Origin of the sequence: Rhodoferax sp. BLA1 (assembly GCF_013416775.1) — a bacterium.
Taxonomy (GTDB): Bacteria; Pseudomonadota; Gammaproteobacteria; order Burkholderiales; family Burkholderiaceae_C; genus Rhodoferax.
On the sequence record NZ_SZVI01000010.1, the window covers coordinates 40,115 to 58,835 of the forward strand.

Sequence of the window (18,721 nt, forward strand, 5' to 3'; positions counted from 1 at the left end):
ACACTTGTCTCAAAACGCTGTTTTGTCATGGGCAGACCTTCTGCGCAGACAAGCACATATGAGCCTTGTGACCAGTGATGCTATTGATGGTGTAGCTATTGGTCCTTATTAATAAAGGGCTAGAAGGGTATTTGTTATATATATGCCTGAGCCACGGCGGTGGCGGGGCTCCAGGCCGCATCCGGCTGCCAGCTGCTGACCCAGGCCGGCAAGGTGTCGGCAGGCATCGGGCGGGCAATGCCGTAACCCTGCGCCAGATCGCAGCCCAATTGCAACAGCAGGCTGCCGTGTGCAATGGTTTCCACACCCTCGGCAATCACCTCGCGGTTGAAGGCGCGCGCCAGGCCGATCACCCCTTCCAGGATGCTTCGGTCTTGCGGATCATCGAGCATGTTGCGCACAAAACTCTGGTCGATCTTGATCGTCGACACCCGCAGGCGCTTCAGGTAGGTCAGTGAGGAGTAACCGGTGCCAAAGTCGTCCAGCGCAAACGCCACACCCATCTTCTGGCAATCTTCAATCACCTGTGAGGCGTAACCAATGTCTTGCAGCGCGCTGGTCTCCAACATCTCCAGCGTCAGTTTGGCGGGGTCCACGCTGGGATGCGCTTGCAGCAGCGTACGCAGGCGGTCCACAAAATTGGGTTGTTGTAACTGCTGCGCCCCCACATTCACGCTGACCTGCAGGTTCAGGCCCTGCTGTTGCCATTGGGCGATCTGTGTCAATGCGGTGGCAATCACCCACTCACCCACCTCAATGGCGAGCGGGTCGGTTTCCATCAGTGGCAAAAACGTCAGCGGTGACAGCAGGCCATGGTCTGGGTGTTGCCAGCGGATCAGTGCCTCGGCACCCACCACCTGGCCGCTGCGCATATTGACCTTGGGCTGGTAATACAGAACCAGTTCATTGCTGGCGAGGGCCAGACGGATGCGCTCCAGGCCCTCGTGGTGGCCACGCACGCTGCGGTCGTGCACCGCGTCAAACAGGTGGTAGCGGTTTTTGCCAGTCTGTTTGGCCTGGTACATGGCCTGGTCGGCCTGGCGCAGCAGTTGGTCGGGCTCAATGGTCTCGGCTTGCGGGTAAAAGGTGACGCCCACGCTGGCTGAGACCTGCAGTGCCAGTTCGCCCATCTGAAAACATTGGCTGGCCGCTGCGATCAGGCGTTTGAGCATCGGCACGCAGCCGGAGGTGTCGGCCAGGTCGGTCAACACCGCCACAAACTCGTCGCCACCCACACGGGCCAGGGTGTCACCCTCACGCAGGGCCTCTTTCATGCATTTGGCCAGCGCCACCAGCAGATGGTCGCCGGTTTCGTGGCCATATTGGTCATTCACCGCCTTGAAGCTGTCGATGTCAATGTAGGCCACCGCCAGCAGCGCACCGTGCCGCTGCACCTGCGCCATGTCCTGGCGCAGCCGGTCAGCCAGCAGCGCGCGGTTGGGCAGGTTGGTCAGCAGGTCGTAGTGGGCAATGTGTTCCAGCTGGGTCTGGCTCGCCTTGAAGCTGGTGATGTCGGAAAACAGCGCCAGGTAATGGGTGGCTGTGCCCTTGGCGTCACGCACCGTGGTGATGGTTTGTAACTCGGCATAGACCTCACCATTTTTGCGACGGTTCCAGATCTCGCCGTACCAGTGGCCTTTGCTGAGGATGTCGTGCCACATCGCTGCATAGAAGGTGGCGTTCTGCCGTCCGGAGGACAGCATGCTGGGGTTTTTGTGCAGCACCTCGTCGCGGCTGTAGCCCGTGATGTGGGTGAACGCAGCATTCACATTCACGATCTGCCCTTGGGTGTTGGTGATCATGATGCCCTCGCGCGCCTGGCTGAACACACTGGCGGCCAGGTACAGCTGCTCTTGTGCGGCGATGCGCGCGCTGATGTCGAACAACACCACCCGCAACAGGGGGGCACCCGCTTCATCCTGCGCCAGGGTGGCCATCAGTCTGGCCCAGAAATAACTGCCATCAGCGCGTTTTAAGCGCAACTCTGCCGACAGCTCCTGCTGGGTTTGGCGCCGTTGGCGCAGCAGGTAGTAGGCGTCCTGGTCGTCCCGGTGGATGAACTGGCTCAGTGGCGCCCCCACCATGGCCTGGTTGGTCAGACCGAGCAGGTTGGTTGCCGTTTGGTTGGCCCGCAGCATCTGGCCCGTGTCATTGAGGGTGACATAGCCCACCGGGGCCTGGTCGTAGAGGTCGGTGTAGTCGGCACGCGAGGTCTCCAGCGTGTCCTGCATGTGGCGCAGTTCGTCGTTTTGCATCTCCAGCTCGATCTGGTGCACCCGCAACTCATGCAGGGTACGCAAGACGCCCTCGGTTGAGTGGTCCTGCGCGTGCTGATTCGTGGCCAACTGCTGCTTCAACGTGGCTTCTGCATGCTGGCGCAAGGCTTGTGCCTCGATGGGCGCATAACTTTTCAGTATGCGCGCGGGTTCGGCTGGCGCTGGGTCGGGGATCTGACTGGGCATGACAGAGCCTCCGTGGTGTTTAGGTGTCTGACGTTCGCAAACGCTCCGTCGTGGTCACAGCATAGACCTTGCCGTGGGCATCAATCAGTGCGGTAGCCAACAGAGACACCTCCACCGTCTGGCCGCTTTGTGTCAGCCTTTGGGTCGGGTACAGCGCCAGCACCTGGCCTGCGCTGAGCTGCTGCAGCCGTTGCATGGCCTCCTCAACCAAGGCCGGTGGAATGCGCTCACGCAAGGTCATCTGCAGGGCCTGCGCCTCGGTCCAACCGTACAGGCGCTCAGCCGCCGGGTTCCAGGCCAGGATACGGCCTTCCAGGTCGGTCATGGTGATGGCGTCAAAAGCGTCACGCACCACCACCGCCAGCCGCGCCAGCTGGTTGGCTTGCGCCAGTGCCGCCTCGGTGCGTTTGAGCTCGCTGATGTCGCTGAAGGTGATCACCGCGCCCTCGATCACGTTGTCGAGCGTGCGGTAGGGCCGGATGCGCAGCGTGAACCAGGCGCCGTCGGTGGTCTGCACCTGCACGTCTTTGGCCACCAGGGTGTCAAGCACGGCTTGTGCGTCACTCACCAGGCTGGTGTAACCCACCAGGTTGGACACAATGTGCCCCACCGGGCGCCCCACGTCGCTGCTGATCAGGTTGATGAGCTGGGAGGCGGTCGGGGTAAAGCGCAGGATGCGCAGGTGGTGGTCCACAAACACGGTGGCAATGCCGGTGCCCGCCAGCAGGTTGTTCATGTCGTTGTTCAGACGCGACAGGTCGTCGACCTTGAGGTTGAGCTCGTTGTTGACGGTGGACAACTCCTCGTTGACCGACTGCAGTTCCTCTTTGGAGGTCTCCAGCTCTTCGTTGGTGCTTTGTAACTCCTCATTGACCGACTGCATCTCCTCGTTGCTGGACTTGAGCTCCTCGTTGGAGCTTTCCAGCTCTTCCAGCGTGCTTTGCAGGTACTCGTCCTTGGCGCGCAACTCCTCACGCAGGGTGCGCATCTGGGCCGCGGCCGTTTCTGTGGCGGCACCGTTCTGCAGGGCGGGCGCTACCTGCTCGGGCTGCTGCGCCTCTTCCAGAAGCACCAGGTACAGCGGCGCATCGCTCTCGCTCTCGGGCCCGGCCAGTGCCGGCCCGGTGGCCACCGGGCGCACACACAGGTTGACGCGGCTGAAGTGGCCATTGGTCTTGACGTGCAGACCTGCGATGTGCATCGGCTCTTGCTGCGCCACACAGCGGTGTAAGGCGTTCGAGAGCGCCGGGCGCAGGCCCTCACGCGCCATCTTGAGGATGTTGGCCACACCGACCTCACCCGGGGGTGTCTCCAAATACATGCCGGTGCGCCCGTGCAAGTAAAGGATGTCGCCCAGGCTGTTGATCAGTGCACCGGCTGGCACCACCTGGGCCAGCATGGCCTGCTCGGTCAGCTCACGCAAGGGCAGTTTGGCCGAGAACACTTCCCGGCCCGCGCCCCGCGGCTGTGTGGCCTGCCCGGTGTGGGGCGCTGGTAAAAAACGTCCGGGTGAGCGCGACAAACCGGCCTCGGTGGCTTTGCGCTGGTAAATCTTGGCCTTGCGGTCGAGTGAGGCAAACAGCGTCAACGCGTCACCCACGCCTTCGGAGGTGCCCAAAAACAGCAGACCGTTCGGATTCAAGGCGTAGTGGAACAGCGGCATCAGTCGCTTTTGCAGCTCGGCCCCCAGGTAAATCAGCAGGTTGCGGCAGGTGATCAGGTCAAGCCTCGAAAACGGCGGGTCGCGCGTCAGGTCCTGCTCGGAGAACACCAGCATGTCGCGGATGCTTTTGTGGATGCGGTAACCACCGCCATCGGGCTCGGCCGTGAAAAAACGCGCCAACCGCGGCGGTGTGATGTCGGCCGCAATGCCTACCGGGTACAGCCCGGCGCGGGCAAAGGCAATCGCGCGGCTGTCGATGTCGGTGGCAAACAGCTGCACGGTGTAACTTTGCTGGAGCGTTGCCATGTGCTCTTGCAGCAGGATGGCAATCGAATACGCCTCTTCACCGGTGGAGCAACCCGCGACCCAGATGCGCACCGTGTCATTGTTGGCGGACTTGTCCGCAAACAGCATGGGCACCACCTGTTTTTCAAACACCTCAAACACCTCGGGGTCGCGGAAAAAATTGGTCACCCCAATCAGCAGGTCGCGAAACAGCGCCTGGATCTCGTCGCTGTTGTGCTGCAGGTAACGCACATAGTCGTCGATCTGGTTGATCTGGTGCACCGACATGCGCCGCTCGATTCGGCGCTGGATGGTGCTGGGTTTGTACTGCGAAAAATCGTGTTTGGTCTGGCTGCGCAGCAGCACAAAAATGCGCTTCAAAGCACTTTCGTTGATGACCACCGGCTTGTCAGCGTGCATCGCCAACTTGCCAAAGGCGTAACTCACATAGGCGCTGAGCCGCGCCGGCATCTGCTTGGCGTCGAGCTGGTAGTCCACCAGACCGGTGGCGATGGCGCTGCGTGGCATGCCGTCAAACTCGGCGCTCTCAGGGGTTTGCACCATCACCATGCCCCCGGCATCCTTGATGGCACGCAGGCCCAGGCTGCCGTCGCTGCCGGTGCCCGACAGCACCACACCAATGGCCCGTTCACGCTGGTCAGCGGCGAGGGACTTGAAGAAAAAATCGATGGGCAGGCGTTGCCCGCGTGGCGCGCCGGGCGCCAGCAATTGCAGGCTGCCGTTGATCAAGGCCATGTCGTGGTTGGGGGTGATGATGTAGACGCAGTTGGGTGCCACCGTCATGCTGTCTTCGACCTCCAGCACCGGCATCGGGGTGAAGCGGCGAATCAACTCGGCCAACAGGCTTTTGTGGTCCGGCGCCAAGTGTTGCACCAGCACAAAGGCCATGCCGCTGGCCACGGTCTTGGGCATGCCTGCAAAAAACGCCTCAAACGCCGCCAGCCCACCGGCCGAGGCGCCAATGCCCACAATCGGAAAGCTGCCTGGGCTGTCCGGCGCGGCTGCCGCTTCGCTGAGAGGGGTGGCGGTGCCTGGGTTGGGGAGGGGCTGGGAGGGCAAGGTGGCAAGGGCGCCCGTGGTGGTGTTGGTCATGCGGGGCTCCTGGTCAAACCGGTGTGTGTGTGCGGGCGTTGGGTGGCAGCATCTGGCTGGAGTGTAGGGCTTGCGCTGTGGTGCAAAATGTATAGCTGTCAGCCCTTGATAGATAAGGGCTAAAAGCCAATTTGATCTACAAATCTCCCTTGTGTGCGCCAACGCACGTAGCGTACGGGCCCGCGCCGTTATGCTGGGGCATCTCTATCTTGGGCTGTTGTGGCCCGGTTTCATCGGGTTATTTCTTGAAAAACATCTCCAAACCATTGATTTGGCTGGCGGCCGCGTTGCTGTTGTTGGGTGCGGGCGCTTATTTCACCTATGGGTCGGTTTACCCCAGGCTCGAAGCCTTGATTCTGCTGGCCCTGCTGATGACCGCCTTTTTGTTGTTCTGGTTTGTCCAGAAAACACAGCAGGCCGAAAAAAACCTGGCCCACCTGGACACCCGGCGTCTGCTGGTCGCGCAAGAAGACAGCAACCGCCAGCTGCTGGCGGCCAACGCCAAAGCCCAAGAGGACGCACAAAAACTGGCGGTGACGCTGGACTCGATTGGTGACGCTGTGATTGCCACCGATGCCCAGGCGCGCATCACGCTGCTCAACCCGGTGGCGCAAAAGCTCACCGGCTGGACCCTGGCGCAGGCCATCGGGCAGCCGGTGGATGAGGTGTTCAAGATCATCAACAAGGCCAGCCGCGAGCCGGTCACGGTGCCGGTATTGGCGGCGCTGGCGCACGGCACGGTGCAGGGCATGGCCAACCACACGGTGCTGCTGTCGCGCGACGGCCCGCAGTACGACATTGCCGACTGCTGCGCACCGATCCGTGATGCGGGTGGCCTGGTGGTGGGTGCGGTGCTGGTGTTTCGCAATGTCACCGAGGAACACGCGGCGCAACAGGCGCTGCGCCAGGTCAGTGCGCTGCAGAACGCCATTTTCAACAGCGCCAACTTCTCGAGCATTGCCACCGACGCCCGGGGTGTGATCCAGATCTTCAACGTGGGTGCCGAGCGCATGCTGGGCTACACCGCTGCCGAGATGGTGAACAAGGTCACCCCTGCCGATATTTCCGACCCGCAGGAAATGGTGGCGCGCGCCGCGTCACTCAGCCTAGAACTGGGAGCCGAGATTGCGCCGGGTTTTGAATCCCTGGTGTTCAAGGCCTCGCGTGGCATCGAAGACATTGACGAGCGGACCTACATCCGCAAAGACGGCAGCCGTCTGCCCGCCATGGTGTCGGTGACCGCCTTGCGTGACGAGGCGGATGCCATCATTGGTTATCTGCTGATTGGCACCGACAATACCGCCCGGCGTGCGGCGGAAGTCGAGCGGGAGCGGCTGGACCAGGCGCTGCGCGACAAAAATGCCGAGCTCGAAGCCGCCCGTGCCGCTGCCGACAAGGCCAATCTGGCCAAGTCCGAGTTTTTGTCGGGCATGAGCCACGAGTTGCGCTCACCACTCAACGCCATTCTGGGTTTTGCCCAGCTGATGGAGTCGGGCACACCGCTGCCCACCGCATCCCAAAAAGCCAGCATCGACCAGATCCTGCGTGCGGGCTGGTATTTGCTGGAGCTGATCAACGAGGTGCTGGACCTGGCGCTGATCGAGTCGGGCCAGCTCTCGCTGTCGCGTGAGCCGGTCTCTCTGCCCGATGTGCTGCAAGACTGCCAGACCCTGATGGCCCCGGCCGCGCTGAAAAAACAGGTGAGCCTGTTTTTTGTGCCGCTGACCTTGCCGTGTTTTGTCAGCGCTGACCACACCCGCCTGAAACAGGTGGTGATCAACCTGCTGTCCAACGCCATCAAATACAACCGCCACGGCGGCAACGTGACCGTGAGCTGCCATGAGGGCGCCAAAGGGCGCATCCGCCTGAATGTGCAAGACACCGGTGATGGTCTGCCTGCCGACAAACTGGCGCAGCTGTTCCAGCCCTTCAACCGGCTTGGCAAGGAAGACAGCGAGGAGGAGGGCACCGGCATTGGCCTGGTGGTGAGCAAACGCCTGGTCGAGCAGATGGGGGGTGAGATGGGGGTGGTCAGCACCGTGGGGGCAGGCAGTGTGTTCTGGGTGGAGCTGGCGCTGATTGGTGCGCCGCAGTTCACCGATGTGGCCGACGAGATGCAGCTGGCCCAAGTGGCCCCGCTGGCCAGTGGTGGGCGGATGCGCACCCTGCTGTATGTGGAAGACAACCGCGCCAACATGGAGCTGGTGCGCCAGCTGATTGCCCGGCGCCCCGATCTGCGCATGTTTGGTGCCGAAGACGCCATGCGGGGTATTGCGATGGCGCGGGAACACCAGCCCGATGTGATCCTGCTGGACATCAACCTGCCTGGTATCAACGGGTTGCAGGCGCTCAAAATCTTGCAGGAAGACGAGGACACCCGGCATATTCCGGTGCTGGCGCTCAGCGCCAATGCCATGCCACGCGACATCGAGCGCGGCCTGGCGGCGGGTTTCTTGCGTTACCTGACCAAGCCGATCCGGGTCACCGAGTTCATGGACGCGCTGGATGCCGGGTTGGCCTTGGCAAAGACCCAGCGTGCGGCGCTGCAACATGTTTGACTTTTATGCATGAAATTGGCCCCAAGCCCTTGTTGAATAAGCGCATGTAGCTATCACTATGGAAGCCATTTCTGATGTCTGACACACCCAAGACCCCACCGCCCAGCGCCGTTGACGAGACCGCGGGCCTGGCGGTGGTGCTGCAATCTTTGCGGCGGCGGGCGCAGGACAGCCACCAGCTCAAGGCGCCGCTGCCGCTGGAGATGCTCAAGGTGATGCAGCCCGAAGACGCGCAGCTGCTCTACCACGAACTGCGGGTGCACCAGATTGAGCTGGAGATGCAAAACGAAGAGCTGCGCCGTGTCCAGCTGGAGCTGGAGCAGGCGCGCGAGCGTTACTTTGACCTGTACGACATGGCCCCGGTGGGCTACTGCACGGTCGACGGCGAGGGCCAGATTCAGGAGGCCAACTTGACCGCTGCCACGCTGCTGGGGGTGACACGCAGCGCCTTGGTCAAGCTGCGCATCACCCACTTCATGCCGATGGTCCAGCGCAAAATTTACCAGCAGTGTTGCGCCTTGCTCGACACCTTTGGCAAAACCCAGACCTGCGAGTTGCAGATGATCACCGGTGTGGGGCAGCCAATCTGGGTCAGCCTGGCGATCAACATGGCGCGCGGGGTGAGTGGTGCCGTGACCCTGCGGGTGATGCTCAAGGACGTGTCCGAGCAGGTGCGGCTGGATGCGATTCTGCAGGTCAAAAACGCCGAGCTGGAGCGCGCCCGCCAGCTGGCCGACAAGGCCAACAGCGCCAAGTCGGACTTTTTAACCAGCATGAGCCATGAATTGCGCTCGCCGCTCAACGCCATCCTGGGTTTTGCCCAGTTGATGGAGGCCAGCAGACCACCGCCCACCCCGGCACAGAAATCGTCGATTGACCAGATCATCCACGGCGGCTGGTACCTGCTGGGCCTGGTCAACGAAATTCTGGACCTGGCCAGCATCGAGGCGGGCCAGCTGGCACTGGCTTTGGCGCGTGAGTCGCTTGAGGAAGTTCTGGCTGATTGCCAGACCATGATCGAACCTCAGGCCACGGCCCGGGGTTTGGTGGTGAGTTTCCCGAGCTTTGCCCAGCCTTGCCTGGTGCAGGCAGACCGGCGCCGGCTCAAACAGGTGGTGATCAACCTGCTGTCCAACGCCATCAAATACAACCGCCAGCACGGCACGGTGACGGTGAGCCTGAGCCAGCCCGCACCTGGGCGGGTGCGCCTGAGTGTGCAAGACGACGGGCTGGGCCTGTCGCCAGAGCAGGTGGCCAACCTGTTCCAGCCGTTTAACCGGCTCGGCCAGGAGGGTGGGGCGCAGGAGGGCACCGGCATTGGCCTAGCAGTGAGCAAACGCCTGGTCGAGATGATGGGCGGCAGCATTGGGGTGAGCAGCCGGGTCGGTGTGGGCAGTGTGTTCTGGTTTGAACTGGCGCTGGCCGAAGGGGGCGCATGAAAGACTTTCCGATGGTCTGTGTGGGCGGCTCGGCCGGTGGGCTGGACGCCTACATCCGGCTGCTGCAGCACCTGCCGCCCGACATGGGGGTGGCGGTGGTCATCGTCAACCACATCACCATTGCGGCGACCCAGTTGCACGAGGTGCTGCTGCGTTTTTCGAGCATGCCGGTGGTGTTGATCACCGACGGCCAGCCGGTGCTACCGAACCATGTTTTTATCATCCCGTCCAACCGTGATTTGCATGTGCTGGATGGCGCGTTTGTGCTCAAACCGATCTCCAAACCCCGGGGCTGGCCCGATGTGATCACTGTGTTTTTGCGCTCCTTGTCGCAACAGTGGCACGGCAAATTGATCGCGGTGATTGTGTCGGGTTATGACGGCGATGGCGCGGCGGCGCTGTGTGGCATCCGCGCCGTGGGTGGCATCACCATCGCCCAAAAGCCCAGCACGGCCAGCCAGCCCGACATGCCGCAAAGTGCCATCGAGAGTGGTTGTATTGACTTTGTGCTCTCGCCCGAAGAGATTGCCAAGGAAATTGTCGGCATTGCACAGATGCAGTCCGATGTTTTGCCAGCACCGCCCGATGTTGTGCCAGAAATATAGACAAATCGGTCTCCAGCCCTTATTCCAATTCAGCCAATAGCTATACAAAATGAAGCGCACTGCTGCCCATTCCACGCCCCAAGAGGAACCTGCCATGCCACTCTCTGCCGAAATTCTCCAGGCCAGCATCCTGATCGTTGATGACCAGACGGCCAATGTGCAGCTGCTCGAACAGCTGCTGGGCGAGGCCGGTTACACCCATGTCACAGCCTGTATGGCCCCCGAAGAGGTGTGCACCTTGCACCGCAAAAACCGCTACGACCTGATCCTGCTGGACCTGCAGATGCCGGTGATGGACGGTTTTCAGGTGATGGAGGGGCTCAAAACCAACACCTCTGACAGCTACCTGCCGGTGATTGTGCTGACCGCCCAGCCCGGCCACAAGCTGCGTGCGCTGCAAATGGGTGCCAAGGACTTCATCAGCAAGCCGTTTGATCTGGTGGAGGTGAAAACCCGTATCCACAACATGCTCGAGGTGCGCCTGCTCTACAAAAAGCTGGCCAACTACAACCGCGAGTTGGAGGCCACCGTGGCCGAGCGCACCGCCGAGTTGCGCGAGAGTGAAGCACGTTACCGCAGCCTGACCGAGCTGGCCTCGGACTGGTACTGGGAGCAGGACGAAAACGGCAACTTCACCAAAGTCTCGGGCCCGGTGCTCGAGATGCTGGGCATGCAGGTCGAGCCCCTGGCCGGGGACAGCGGCCCGGCCGAGCTGGACGGTTGGGTGGAGTCCGAGCGCGAGAAGTTGCGTCGCACCATTGCTGAGCGCCAGCCGTTTCTGGACTATGTGTTTCGCCGTGTCGGTGCCGACGGCAGCCAGCAGACCTTTCAGGTCAGTGGTGAGCCGATGTTTGACCGCGCCAGCCGTTTTATCGGTTACCGCGGCATTGGTGTGGAGTTGACCTCCAAGTTATGAGCACCCAAAACCTCACGGAGCGCGCCATGTTGTTGCCTCACACCCCGAACCAGAACCATTTGCTGGCGGCTTTGTCTGCGGCTGATTTCGAGACTTTGGCCCCGCACCTGGAACTGGTGCCGATGCCGCTGGGCCAGATGTTGTTTGAGCCCGGCAGCCAGATGCGCCATGCCTACTTTCCCACCACCTCGATCGTGTCGCTGCATTACGTCACCGAGTCCGGCGCCTCGGCCGAGACCGCCGGAGTGGGCAACGAAGGGGTGGTGGGTGTCTCGCTGTTCATGGGCGGTGAAAGCACCTCCAGCTCGGCGGTGGTGCAGACCGCTGGCCAGGCCTGGCGGCTGGACCGCCACACCCTCAAGGCTGAGTTCAACCACGGTGGCGCCCTGCAGCGCCTGCTGCTGCGTTACACCCAGGCTTTGATGACCCAGATGGCGCAGACGGCTGTGTGTAACCGCCACCATTCGGTAGAGCAGCAACTGTGCCGCTGGTTATTGCTCACACTCGACCGGCTGCCGGACCGCGAGCTGGTGATGACACAAGAGCTGGTGGCCAGCATGCTCGGTGTGCGCCGCGAAAGTGTCACCGACGCGGCCGGTCGCCTGCAGACCGCCGGTTACATCCGCTACCGGCGCGGCCACATCGGGGTGCTCAACCGCGCTGGCCTGGAGTCCAGCGTGTGTGAGTGTTACGGTGTGGTTAAAAAAGAGTTGGACCGTTTGCTCAGCGACGTGTCGCCTCACACATAAGGGCGCAGCACCCCGTTGTCCACCTGGCCGAGTTCACCCACGCGGATGTCGACGTGGGTGCTTTGGGTGAGGGTCTGGTAGGCACCGTCGCTCATGCGCAGGGTGACGGTGTAGACCTGGCTGGTCTGCCCCGCCTGTTGCTTGGCCAGCGCAATCGACTGCACCACACCGGAGCGCGGGGCCGCGCTGCTGCGGTTGCTGCTGGGCAGGGCGCCGTTGGCGGAAAACCCCAGCAGCAGGGTGGTGACACCCAGCACGGTCTGAAAATTCTCTTGAATACTCATGCCGTGGGCGGTCTATTTCTTGATGCTCATCTGGTTGCCGACCTGGGTCACACCACTCACGCCTTTGGCAATTTCTTGGGCGCGGTCAATCTGGCCTTGGTTGTTGACAAAACCGCTGAGCTGAACCTCACCCTTGTGGGTGGTGACCGTGATGTCCAGGCTTTTGATGTTGGCGTCTGCCAGCAAGGCGGCCTTGACCTCGGTGGTGATCACGCTGTCATCGATCTTGTTGCCCACCGTGGCCACACCGTCTTTGATGCTGAGTTTGTTGTTGATGTTGGTGACACCCTCAACCGCCTTGGCGACGTTCACCGCCTGGTCGATCTGGGTCTGGTTGCTGACAAAACCGCTGAGCATGACCTCACCCTTGCGGGTCTCCACCTGGATGTCAAAACCTTTGACATCGATGTTGTCAAGCAGTGCCGCCTTGACGCGGGTGGTGACCACACTGTCGTCCACCTCGGTGCCCACCGTGATGGCTGGCGCAGCGGCACCGGTGCCTTCCACCGGTTTGCTGCAAGCGACCATCGAGAGGGTCAAAACACCGGCGAAGGTGGTGGCAACAAGACGCAGGCCCAAGGGGTTTTTCATAAAAGTTCTCCGAAAGTGATAAAGCAGGCTCGACTGTGGCCTGCGGCGACTGGCCTGTCAGTGCGATAGCGAACCCAGCGCCTTCGCTGTGGCTTGCCCTCTGCCACAGCGCTTGGAGCTGGTCGGGTTACGCCTGTGTGTGCAAGCGCACAGACCGGGCGCGATGCTGGCGCCACACTTGTCCCATTTGACAGAAAGTTGACCCATGAACCCCATCAAATTGATTGGTATCGTCCTGATAGCCGCTGGCGCCCTGGGCTTGGTGTACGGTGGCTTCAGCTACCCCGCAGAGACCACCGCGCTCAAACTCGGCACCATGGAACTCAAGGTGCAAGAGACCAAAACCGTTAACGTGCCGCTGATCCTGAGCGCCGCCGGCATTGTGGTAGGCGCGGCCTTGTTGATGTTTGGCCGCAGCACGTAGGCGGCTTGGCTTGTGGATGTGGGCACACACCACATCGCTGTTGACCCATGGCACCGGGGTGAAGGGTTCCGCGCATGTTCGCCACCCGCAGGCAGGCGATGGATGAGGTCATGGGCAGGATCAACTTTTACAATCACAAGAGATGGCACGCAAGCTTGGGCCATGTCAGTCCTATGACGTTTGAGCAAGGCTGGACAGCGGACCAGCAGCAAGACAGGCAGTCCGCATGATTGGTGGCTTAAGAAGTCCGGAAAACAGGGGCAAGATCAGTTTTATGGAAACGCAAGAACTACATCGAGGTCGTCTGATCGATCACATCCAACTGGTCGTACAAGACCTGTCTGCGAGCCAGGCTTTTTACGCAGCCATTTTTGCTTCTCTCAATGTACCGATGGGAGGCACGGGTGACGGGTACTTCTGGGCAGACGAGTTGTTTGTGACCGCCGTCGATAGCCCGGCGGCGCTGGGGGTGCTGACGGGTCGTCATCACCTGGCGTTCCAAGCACAAGACCGGATGATGGTCGACCGCTTTTACCAAGCCGCGCTCGCGCATGGCGGTCAGGACAATGGTGCTCCGGGTGAGCGTGCTTACCATCCTGGCTACTACGCGGCTTTCGTCCTAGACCCAGACGGCAACAACATCGAAGCGGTCTATCACGGTGAAGCGACGCGAAGCGCGGCCTCCGTGCGGATCACGTTCTGACTACGGCAGCTATTGAGGTGTTGATGCGTCGCGTGGGTTTGGGGTTTTGCTTTGCAGTGCGTCTTACAGTCCTGGCCGTGTCACCTAAACGTCGATTGACTTCCCGTGTTTCAACGGATGGATCAAACAGAGAACACCTTGACCGCCTCCACCAGTCTCTGCGCCTGAGCACCCATGCTGGTTGCCGCAGCGCTGCTTTGCTCCACCATGGCTGCGTTCTGCTGAATCATCTGGTCAAGTTGCGCCACGGCCATGCCCACCTGGGATATGCCTGCTGATTGCTCCTTGGATGCCACGGTGATCTCAGCCATCAGGTCATTGACACGTTTGACCTGAGTAACAACTTCATTCATCGTGCCCCCTGCATCTGCCACCAGGCGCGATCCACTTTCCACGTTGCTGACGGAGTCATCTATCAGTACCTTGATTTCCTTGGCCGCCGCCGCCGAGCGTCCTGCAAGGCTGCGGACCTCGCTGGCCACCACAGCAAAGCCACGCCCCTGATCGCCAGCGCGTGCAGCTTCCACCGCAGCATTCAATGCCAAGATGTTGGTCTGGAAGGCGATGCCATCAATGACGCTGATGATGTCGGCAATCTTGCGGCTGGACGCACTGATCAGTGTCATGGTGCTCTCCACTTTAGCCATCGCCTGTCCGCCTTTTTCGGCCACATGCGTAGCAGTCAGGGCCAGCTGGCTGGCCTGATGCGCCGTGTCTGAATTCTGTTTGACCGAGGCGGTCTGCTGCTCCATGGCGGCAGCTGTCTGCTCCAGGCTGGAGGCCGCTTGCTCGGTGCGGCTGGACAGATCTGCGGTAGCTGCAGCAATTTGTTGGCTGGCCACTTGCACACCCTGGGCTTGCTCAAACACATCGGCCACCAAGGATTGCAGGTTCAGTCCTGCCTGGTTGACGGATCTGGCCATCAGGCCAATGTCATCGCAACGGTCCATGTTGAGATCAGGTGCTGCCTCTCCGCTGGCAACTTGTTGTGCTGCCTGCGCCACATGGCCCAGCGGTGTCGTGATCTGTGCCTCAATAAACCAGTCGACCAGCAGCAGGCTAACTGCAATGACCGCCGCCGCCCCTGCCAACACACCGCCTGTCAGATCAGACCAGGTTAAGGCTGTTTCGGCAGCAACACCCAGGGCAAGCAAGGGCAGGCGCACTCGCCAGGCGGTGGGCAAGAGTTGCAACGTACTGCTCCAGCGCATTAAGCCGGTGCGCACAATCAGTCCGCGGTGAAACGCCAGACCTGAAGCTGTCCCTTCCTTGAACTGCTGATACCTCGTCTGCGCAGCATCAATCTGGGTGCGTGTTGGTTTTGTACGGACCGATAAATAGCCTGTCAACTTACCGTGCCGACGCATCGGCGCCGCGTTGGCAACAACCCAGTAATGGTCGCCATTGCTACGCCGATTCTTCACCAGGGCACGCCAGGTTTGCCCTTCCTTCAAGCTGTGCCACATGTCGGCAAAAGCCTCCACCGGCATGTCAGGGTGACGCACCATGTTGTGGGGTTGTCCCAGCAATTGTTCAGGCGAGAAACCGCTGGTACGAATGAACGCGGCATTGGCATAACCGATGTGACTGTTGGTGTCGGTGGTGGACAGAAGGGTTTCCGAAGCCGGAAACTGGTATTCACTCTGGGTGACGGGCAAATTGGTTCTCATGGATGAACTCCGGGTGACAAAGTGGATGTCACTTTTAAATGGTTGACGGGCGCGATCTTTGATCGCGTTAAAGTGACTTTTTTTGCAGCTGGTGGTGCAGCAATTACAAGAGTTGGAAGTAAAAAAGACTCCCAATGTCGAGCGTTATTGGTTGGCGCTGCAATCCTGATCTTGGTTGTCGGTTGTGCTCATGGTTCTGTGGCAACCTCTTACCTTATCGACCCGTTAGAGCTGATATAGCCAACGCCAAACAGCATCGGCGTCAAGAACCCAGGAGCACTTTCGAGCGGGTGACGATCTTCAGGTTGTTGCAAATTTCATGTTGACTCCCTCAATAAGCTGTAAGTGAAACGTTCAATGCACAAGTGCGGGAAACAGACCCAGATCCGCACTGCTCATGAGCTTTTCGATGTCGATCAGAATGAGCATGCGGTTCTCCAGCGAACCAATGGCCAGCAGGTGATCACTGCCGATGGCAGATGAGAATTCGGGAACCGGGCGTAATTGCTGCGGGCTCAGGGTGATGACATCGGAGACACCGTCTACCACCATGCCGACCACCCTGGCGCCAATGTTCAGAACAATCACCACGGTGAAGATGTCGTAGTTCACCGGACTGAGCTTGAACTTGATACGCATGTCCACAATGGGCACGATCACACCGCGTAGGTTGACCACGCCCAGGATGTGCTCGGGTGCATTGGCCATCCGGGTGGGGCGCTCAAAGGAACGGATTTCCTGCACCCGCAAAATGTCGATACCGTACTCTTCCTCACCGAGTTTGAAGGCCAGGAATTCGCTGAGGGCAAGGTCTGAGATGCCCGCTTCTGATGCAGTGAAGCTTGTTGTGTTGTGAGGCATTGTTGCCGTCTGATTCATGTGACCACCAGTTATTTAAATGACAAAAAATATCAATTTATAACAAAATTATATGCTTTTTGATATTTTTTCATGCCTGGCAGTGCATGACCCTTCCGGGAACGTGGAAGGGTGCATCGAAAGTGACTTGGGGTACTCGTCGGATGAGTGGGCGGGTCCCTCTGGTTGTCAATGTTCGGTCTGGAGCACGCAGGACCCAATCCGCTGCACCCGCTTCCAGCCCAATGAGTCATTCACCGCCAAACCCCAGTGCCATTGGTCCTCACCCATCAATCAATGCTGTTGAGGCCCAAGCACGACGCACCTTTTCGGGTGGCCTGGACGAATGTCTGCTTGGGCTTTTATGTTGCAGTGCGTCTTACAACCAGCGTTCCCACAGGCGTGCCAGCCATTCCTTGAGCTTGACCCCCAGCGGACGCTTGGCCCAGGTTTGGGCGTCGATGGGTTGTGATGCCGCCTGGTCGATGGCAAACGCAGCAGCCATCTGCGCCGCAAAATCGCGCCCCAGCACCACCGCGTTGACCTCGTCGTTGTCCATGAAGCTGCGCCAGTCCAGGTTGCTGGAGCCCACGGTGGACCAGACACCGTCGACCATCGCGGTTTTGGCGTGTAACAAGGCACCCTGGCGCTCATAAATCTTGACCCCACCTTCCAGCAGCGGGCCGTATTGCGCGCGCCCGGCGTGGAACACCAGGGCCGAGTCGCTGTAGCTGGGCAGAATCAGTCGCACATCCACCCCACGTGCGGCGGCGTCAATCAGCGCTTGAATGAGCTGCGGGTCGGGCACAAAGTACGCATTGGTCAGATACACCTGTTTTTCAGCGTTGCTGATGGCCGAGACCAGCGTCAGGTAGACCAGACTGTAGGGGTCGTCCGGGGTGCTGCCGATGGCACGCACAATGTCTCTGCCAACTGCCACCGGCGCCGGGGTGTAGTTTTTGGCCATCAATGCTTTGCCTTTTTGTTTGTCCCAGGTCTGCAGGAACAGTTTCTGGAAGTCGGCTACCACCGGGCCGTCGATCCTCAGGTCGGTGTCGCGCCAGGCGTTAGCGCCCTGGCTGGCCTTGGGGGTGCGTCGCAGCACGGAGCCAGAGGTGTACACACTGCTGATGTTGATGCCACCCAGAAAAACGGTTCGCCCGTCCACAATCAGCAGCTTGCGGTGGTCGCGGTTGTTGAGCAACCAGGTATTGCCGCGCGTGGCCAGCGGATTCACCGGGTTGAATTCCAGCACCGCCACACCGGCCTCGGTCAACTCGTCAAAAAAGGCTTTGGGTGTGCCCAGGCTGCCCACACTGTCATAGATCAGGTTCACCTGCACACCCTGGCGCTGTTTGTTGATCAAGGCCTGTGCAAAGGTCTGGCCCATGGCATCGTCTTCGATGATGTAAGTCTCCATGTTGATGTGGTCCTGCGCTCCGGCGATGGCGTCCAGCATCGCGGCGTAGGTGGCCGGGCCGTCTTGCAGCAGGGTGACCTTGTTGCCCAGCACCAGCGGGCTGTCATTGATGGCCTGCTCCAGCGCAATCTGTTTGTCCAGGATGTCGATGTCACCCGCGCTGCGTTTGAGGGCCGCCACGATGGTCGCACTTCTGCGCTCGGAAATCGGGCCTTTGGCGCTCTCAAACCGGGCTGCCTGTTCGCTGTGGCGCGCCAAAATGGCTTGGGTGTCGGGCAAGCTGGCGCAGCCGGTGGCACCCAGTACCACAACGAACACGCAAAGAGCAAGGTGGAAACGTTGGCAAAGAGAGCTTGGCATGGTGTGGGCAGTGTGGCTGTGGTGTCCGTTGGGGCGGGTCTTGGCGGCTTGCCTGGCAGGCTCGGGCAAGTGGTCAGACCCACGTGAAGACGCCCCGTGATCCGATAGGCGAATCCGGGGCGACAAGCTGTTTGGGCCGAGCTCAGGCACAGGTCAAAGGGCACTGATTGGTATGAACCCCCTTTCCTGAACGTGGCGAGTTGTCCTTACGGACGGATGGCAATCTCGTTGCGCACCGATTTGACGTTGTTCACGCCGCGCGCAATACGTTCGGCTTCGGTTTTTTCAAGCGTGTTTTTGGCAAAGCCGGACAACATCACCACACCATTGAGCGTCTCAACGCTGATGGACGAGGCGGCGACCACCTTGCTCTCGGCCATGCGGGACTTCACCAGGGTGGTGATGCCAGCGTCATCGACGTAAGCGCCCATCGTTTGTTGGCCACGGCTGACGGCGCAGCCAGTGGCAGTGAGCAAAGCGGCAGCGGTCATGACGGCGGCAAGGGCAAGTTTCATATTCATAAAGAACTCCAGCAGTTTGATGGTGCATGCCCCACCATCTTTGGGCGACTAACCGGGTTCCCCCCAGTTGATGTCTGAACTGTAAAAGTTGGGGACAGGG

At 60.5% G+C, this 18,721-nt stretch carries 15 protein-coding genes and 1 pseudogene; 8 read left to right on the plus strand and 8 right to left on the minus strand.

The genetic code is table 11. The features are described 5' to 3' along the window. Positions 1 to 134 precede the first annotated feature (134 nt). Both FDG13_RS11075 and FDG13_RS11080 read right to left on the minus strand, forming a co-directional pair. A complete protein-coding gene (locus FDG13_RS11075) occupies positions 135 to 2,462 on the minus strand; it encodes a bifunctional diguanylate cyclase/phosphodiesterase (protein ID WP_180127633.1) in 2,328 nt (775 codons plus the stop codon). Between the two features lie 19 nt (positions 2,463 to 2,481). Further along, the gene (locus tag FDG13_RS11080) at positions 2,482 to 5,523 is read right to left on the minus strand and encodes a chemotaxis protein CheB (protein WP_180127635.1); all 3,042 of its coding nucleotides are present in this window, start codon (positions 5,521 to 5,523) and stop codon (positions 2,482 to 2,484) included. 245 nt (positions 5,524 to 5,768) lie between these two features. On the opposite strand from FDG13_RS11080, the gene FDG13_RS11085 reads away from it, so the two are divergent. The 5 genes from FDG13_RS11085 to FDG13_RS11105 all read left to right on the plus strand — a co-directional run bounded on the left by FDG13_RS11085 (position 5,769) and on the right by FDG13_RS11105 (position 11,790). Then, positions 5,769 to 8,081 carry an ATP-binding protein gene (locus tag FDG13_RS11085; protein WP_370528209.1) on the plus strand — a complete coding sequence of 771 codons (2,313 nt, stop codon included), beginning with the start codon at positions 5,769 to 5,771 and terminating at the stop codon, positions 8,079 to 8,081. A 74-nt stretch (positions 8,082 to 8,155) separates the two neighbouring features. Then, the gene (locus tag FDG13_RS11090; RefSeq protein ID WP_180127637.1) at positions 8,156 to 9,520 is read left to right on the plus strand and encodes a PAS domain-containing sensor histidine kinase; all 1,365 of its coding nucleotides are present in this window, start codon (positions 8,156 to 8,158) and stop codon (positions 9,518 to 9,520) included. After that, positions 9,517 to 10,125, plus strand: coding sequence for a chemotaxis protein CheB (locus FDG13_RS11095; RefSeq protein WP_180127639.1), 609 nt, complete (start codon positions 9,517 to 9,519; stop codon positions 10,123 to 10,125). Before FDG13_RS11090 ends, FDG13_RS11095 begins: the two co-directional genes overlap by 4 nt. Before the next feature lie 94 nt (positions 10,126 to 10,219). Beyond that, positions 10,220 to 11,041 carry a response regulator gene (locus tag FDG13_RS11100; RefSeq protein ID WP_180127641.1) on the plus strand — a complete coding sequence of 274 codons (822 nt, stop codon included), beginning with the start codon at positions 10,220 to 10,222 and terminating at the stop codon, positions 11,039 to 11,041. Positions 11,042 to 11,067: 26 nt separating this feature from the next. Then, entirely contained in the window at positions 11,068 to 11,790 is a 723-nt protein-coding gene (locus FDG13_RS11105) for a Crp/Fnr family transcriptional regulator (protein ID WP_180128090.1), read from the plus strand. On the opposite strand, the gene FDG13_RS11110 is transcribed toward FDG13_RS11105, so the two are convergent. Beyond that, positions 11,781 to 12,074 carry a hypothetical protein gene (locus tag FDG13_RS11110; protein ID WP_180127643.1) on the minus strand — a complete coding sequence of 98 codons (294 nt, stop codon included), beginning with the start codon at positions 12,072 to 12,074 and terminating at the stop codon, positions 11,781 to 11,783. The genes FDG13_RS11105 and FDG13_RS11110 overlap by 10 nt on opposite strands. Before the next feature lie 12 nt (positions 12,075 to 12,086). Continuing rightward, complete coding sequence (locus tag FDG13_RS11115; RefSeq protein WP_180127645.1) at positions 12,087 to 12,665, minus strand: BON domain-containing protein; 579 nt, start codon at positions 12,663 to 12,665, stop codon at positions 12,087 to 12,089. A 205-nt stretch (positions 12,666 to 12,870) separates the two neighbouring features. Here FDG13_RS11115 and FDG13_RS11120 point away from each other — a divergent pair, with 205 nt between their 5' ends. The 3 genes and pseudogenes from FDG13_RS11120 to FDG13_RS11130 all read left to right on the plus strand — a co-directional run bounded on the left by FDG13_RS11120 (position 12,871) and on the right by FDG13_RS11130 (position 13,792). After that, on the plus strand, positions 12,871 to 13,089 hold the full coding sequence (locus FDG13_RS11120) for a hypothetical protein (RefSeq protein ID WP_180127647.1): 219 nt from the start codon (positions 12,871 to 12,873) through the stop codon (positions 13,087 to 13,089). 71 nt (positions 13,090 to 13,160) lie between these two features. Next, positions 13,161 to 13,319 (plus strand): annotated as a pseudogene (locus FDG13_RS11125) (IS3 family transposase); the annotation flags it as partial. Positions 13,320 to 13,363: 44 nt separating this feature from the next. After that, a complete protein-coding gene (locus tag FDG13_RS11130; protein WP_180127651.1) occupies positions 13,364 to 13,792 on the plus strand; it encodes a VOC family protein in 429 nt (142 codons plus the stop codon). A gap of 122 nt (positions 13,793 to 13,914) precedes the next feature. Here the strand turns inward: FDG13_RS11130 and FDG13_RS11135 are convergent, their stop codons facing one another. The 4 genes from FDG13_RS11135 to FDG13_RS11150 form a co-directional block, all read right to left on the minus strand. Next, positions 13,915 to 15,462 carry a PAS domain-containing methyl-accepting chemotaxis protein gene (locus tag FDG13_RS11135; RefSeq protein WP_180127653.1) on the minus strand — a complete coding sequence of 516 codons (1,548 nt, stop codon included), beginning with the start codon at positions 15,460 to 15,462 and terminating at the stop codon, positions 13,915 to 13,917. 354 nt (positions 15,463 to 15,816) lie between these two features. Next, positions 15,817 to 16,323: a chemotaxis protein CheW gene (locus tag FDG13_RS11140; protein WP_180127655.1), complete on the minus strand. Its 507-nt coding sequence runs from the start codon at positions 16,321 to 16,323 to the stop codon at positions 15,817 to 15,819. Positions 16,324 to 16,699: 376 nt separating this feature from the next. Further along, positions 16,700 to 18,100: a cardiolipin synthase gene (gene cls / locus FDG13_RS11145; RefSeq protein WP_180127657.1), complete on the minus strand. Its 1,401-nt coding sequence runs from the start codon at positions 18,098 to 18,100 to the stop codon at positions 16,700 to 16,702. A gap of 206 nt (positions 18,101 to 18,306) precedes the next feature. After that, positions 18,307 to 18,615: a BON domain-containing protein gene (locus tag FDG13_RS11150; protein ID WP_180128092.1), complete on the minus strand. Its 309-nt coding sequence runs from the start codon at positions 18,613 to 18,615 to the stop codon at positions 18,307 to 18,309. Positions 18,616 to 18,721 lie beyond the last annotated feature (106 nt).

Excerpts from the sequence above, each read along its gene's own strand:
- FDG13_RS11075 (WP_180127633.1), bottom strand. The coding sequence starts at position 2,462 with ATGCCCAGTCAGATCCCCGACCCAGCGCCAGCCGAACCCGCGCGCATA.
- FDG13_RS11080 (WP_180127635.1), bottom strand. The coding sequence starts at position 5,523 with ATGACCAACACCACCACGGGCGCCCTTGCCACCTTGCCCTCCCAGCCC.
- FDG13_RS11090 (WP_180127637.1), top strand. The coding sequence starts at position 8,156 with ATGTCTGACACACCCAAGACCCCACCGCCCAGCGCCGTTGACGAGACC.
- FDG13_RS11095 (WP_180127639.1), top strand. The coding sequence starts at position 9,517 with ATGAAAGACTTTCCGATGGTCTGTGTGGGCGGCTCGGCCGGTGGGCTG.
- FDG13_RS11100 (WP_180127641.1), top strand. The coding sequence starts at position 10,220 with ATGCCACTCTCTGCCGAAATTCTCCAGGCCAGCATCCTGATCGTTGAT.
- FDG13_RS11105 (WP_180128090.1), top strand. The coding sequence starts at position 11,068 with ATGTTGTTGCCTCACACCCCGAACCAGAACCATTTGCTGGCGGCTTTG.
- FDG13_RS11110 (WP_180127643.1), bottom strand. The coding sequence starts at position 12,074 with ATGAGTATTCAAGAGAATTTTCAGACCGTGCTGGGTGTCACCACCCTG.
- FDG13_RS11115 (WP_180127645.1), bottom strand. The coding sequence starts at position 12,665 with ATGAAAAACCCCTTGGGCCTGCGTCTTGTTGCCACCACCTTCGCCGGT.
- FDG13_RS11120 (WP_180127647.1), top strand. The coding sequence starts at position 12,871 with ATGAACCCCATCAAATTGATTGGTATCGTCCTGATAGCCGCTGGCGCC.
- FDG13_RS11130 (WP_180127651.1), top strand. The coding sequence starts at position 13,364 with ATGGAAACGCAAGAACTACATCGAGGTCGTCTGATCGATCACATCCAA.
- FDG13_RS11135 (WP_180127653.1), bottom strand. The coding sequence starts at position 15,462 with ATGAGAACCAATTTGCCCGTCACCCAGAGTGAATACCAGTTTCCGGCT.
- FDG13_RS11140 (WP_180127655.1), bottom strand. The coding sequence starts at position 16,323 with ATGCCTCACAACACAACAAGCTTCACTGCATCAGAAGCGGGCATCTCA.
- cls (WP_180127657.1), bottom strand. The coding sequence starts at position 18,100 with ATGCCAAGCTCTCTTTGCCAACGTTTCCACCTTGCTCTTTGCGTGTTC.
- FDG13_RS11150 (WP_180128092.1), bottom strand. The coding sequence starts at position 18,615 with ATGAAACTTGCCCTTGCCGCCGTCATGACCGCTGCCGCTTTGCTCACT.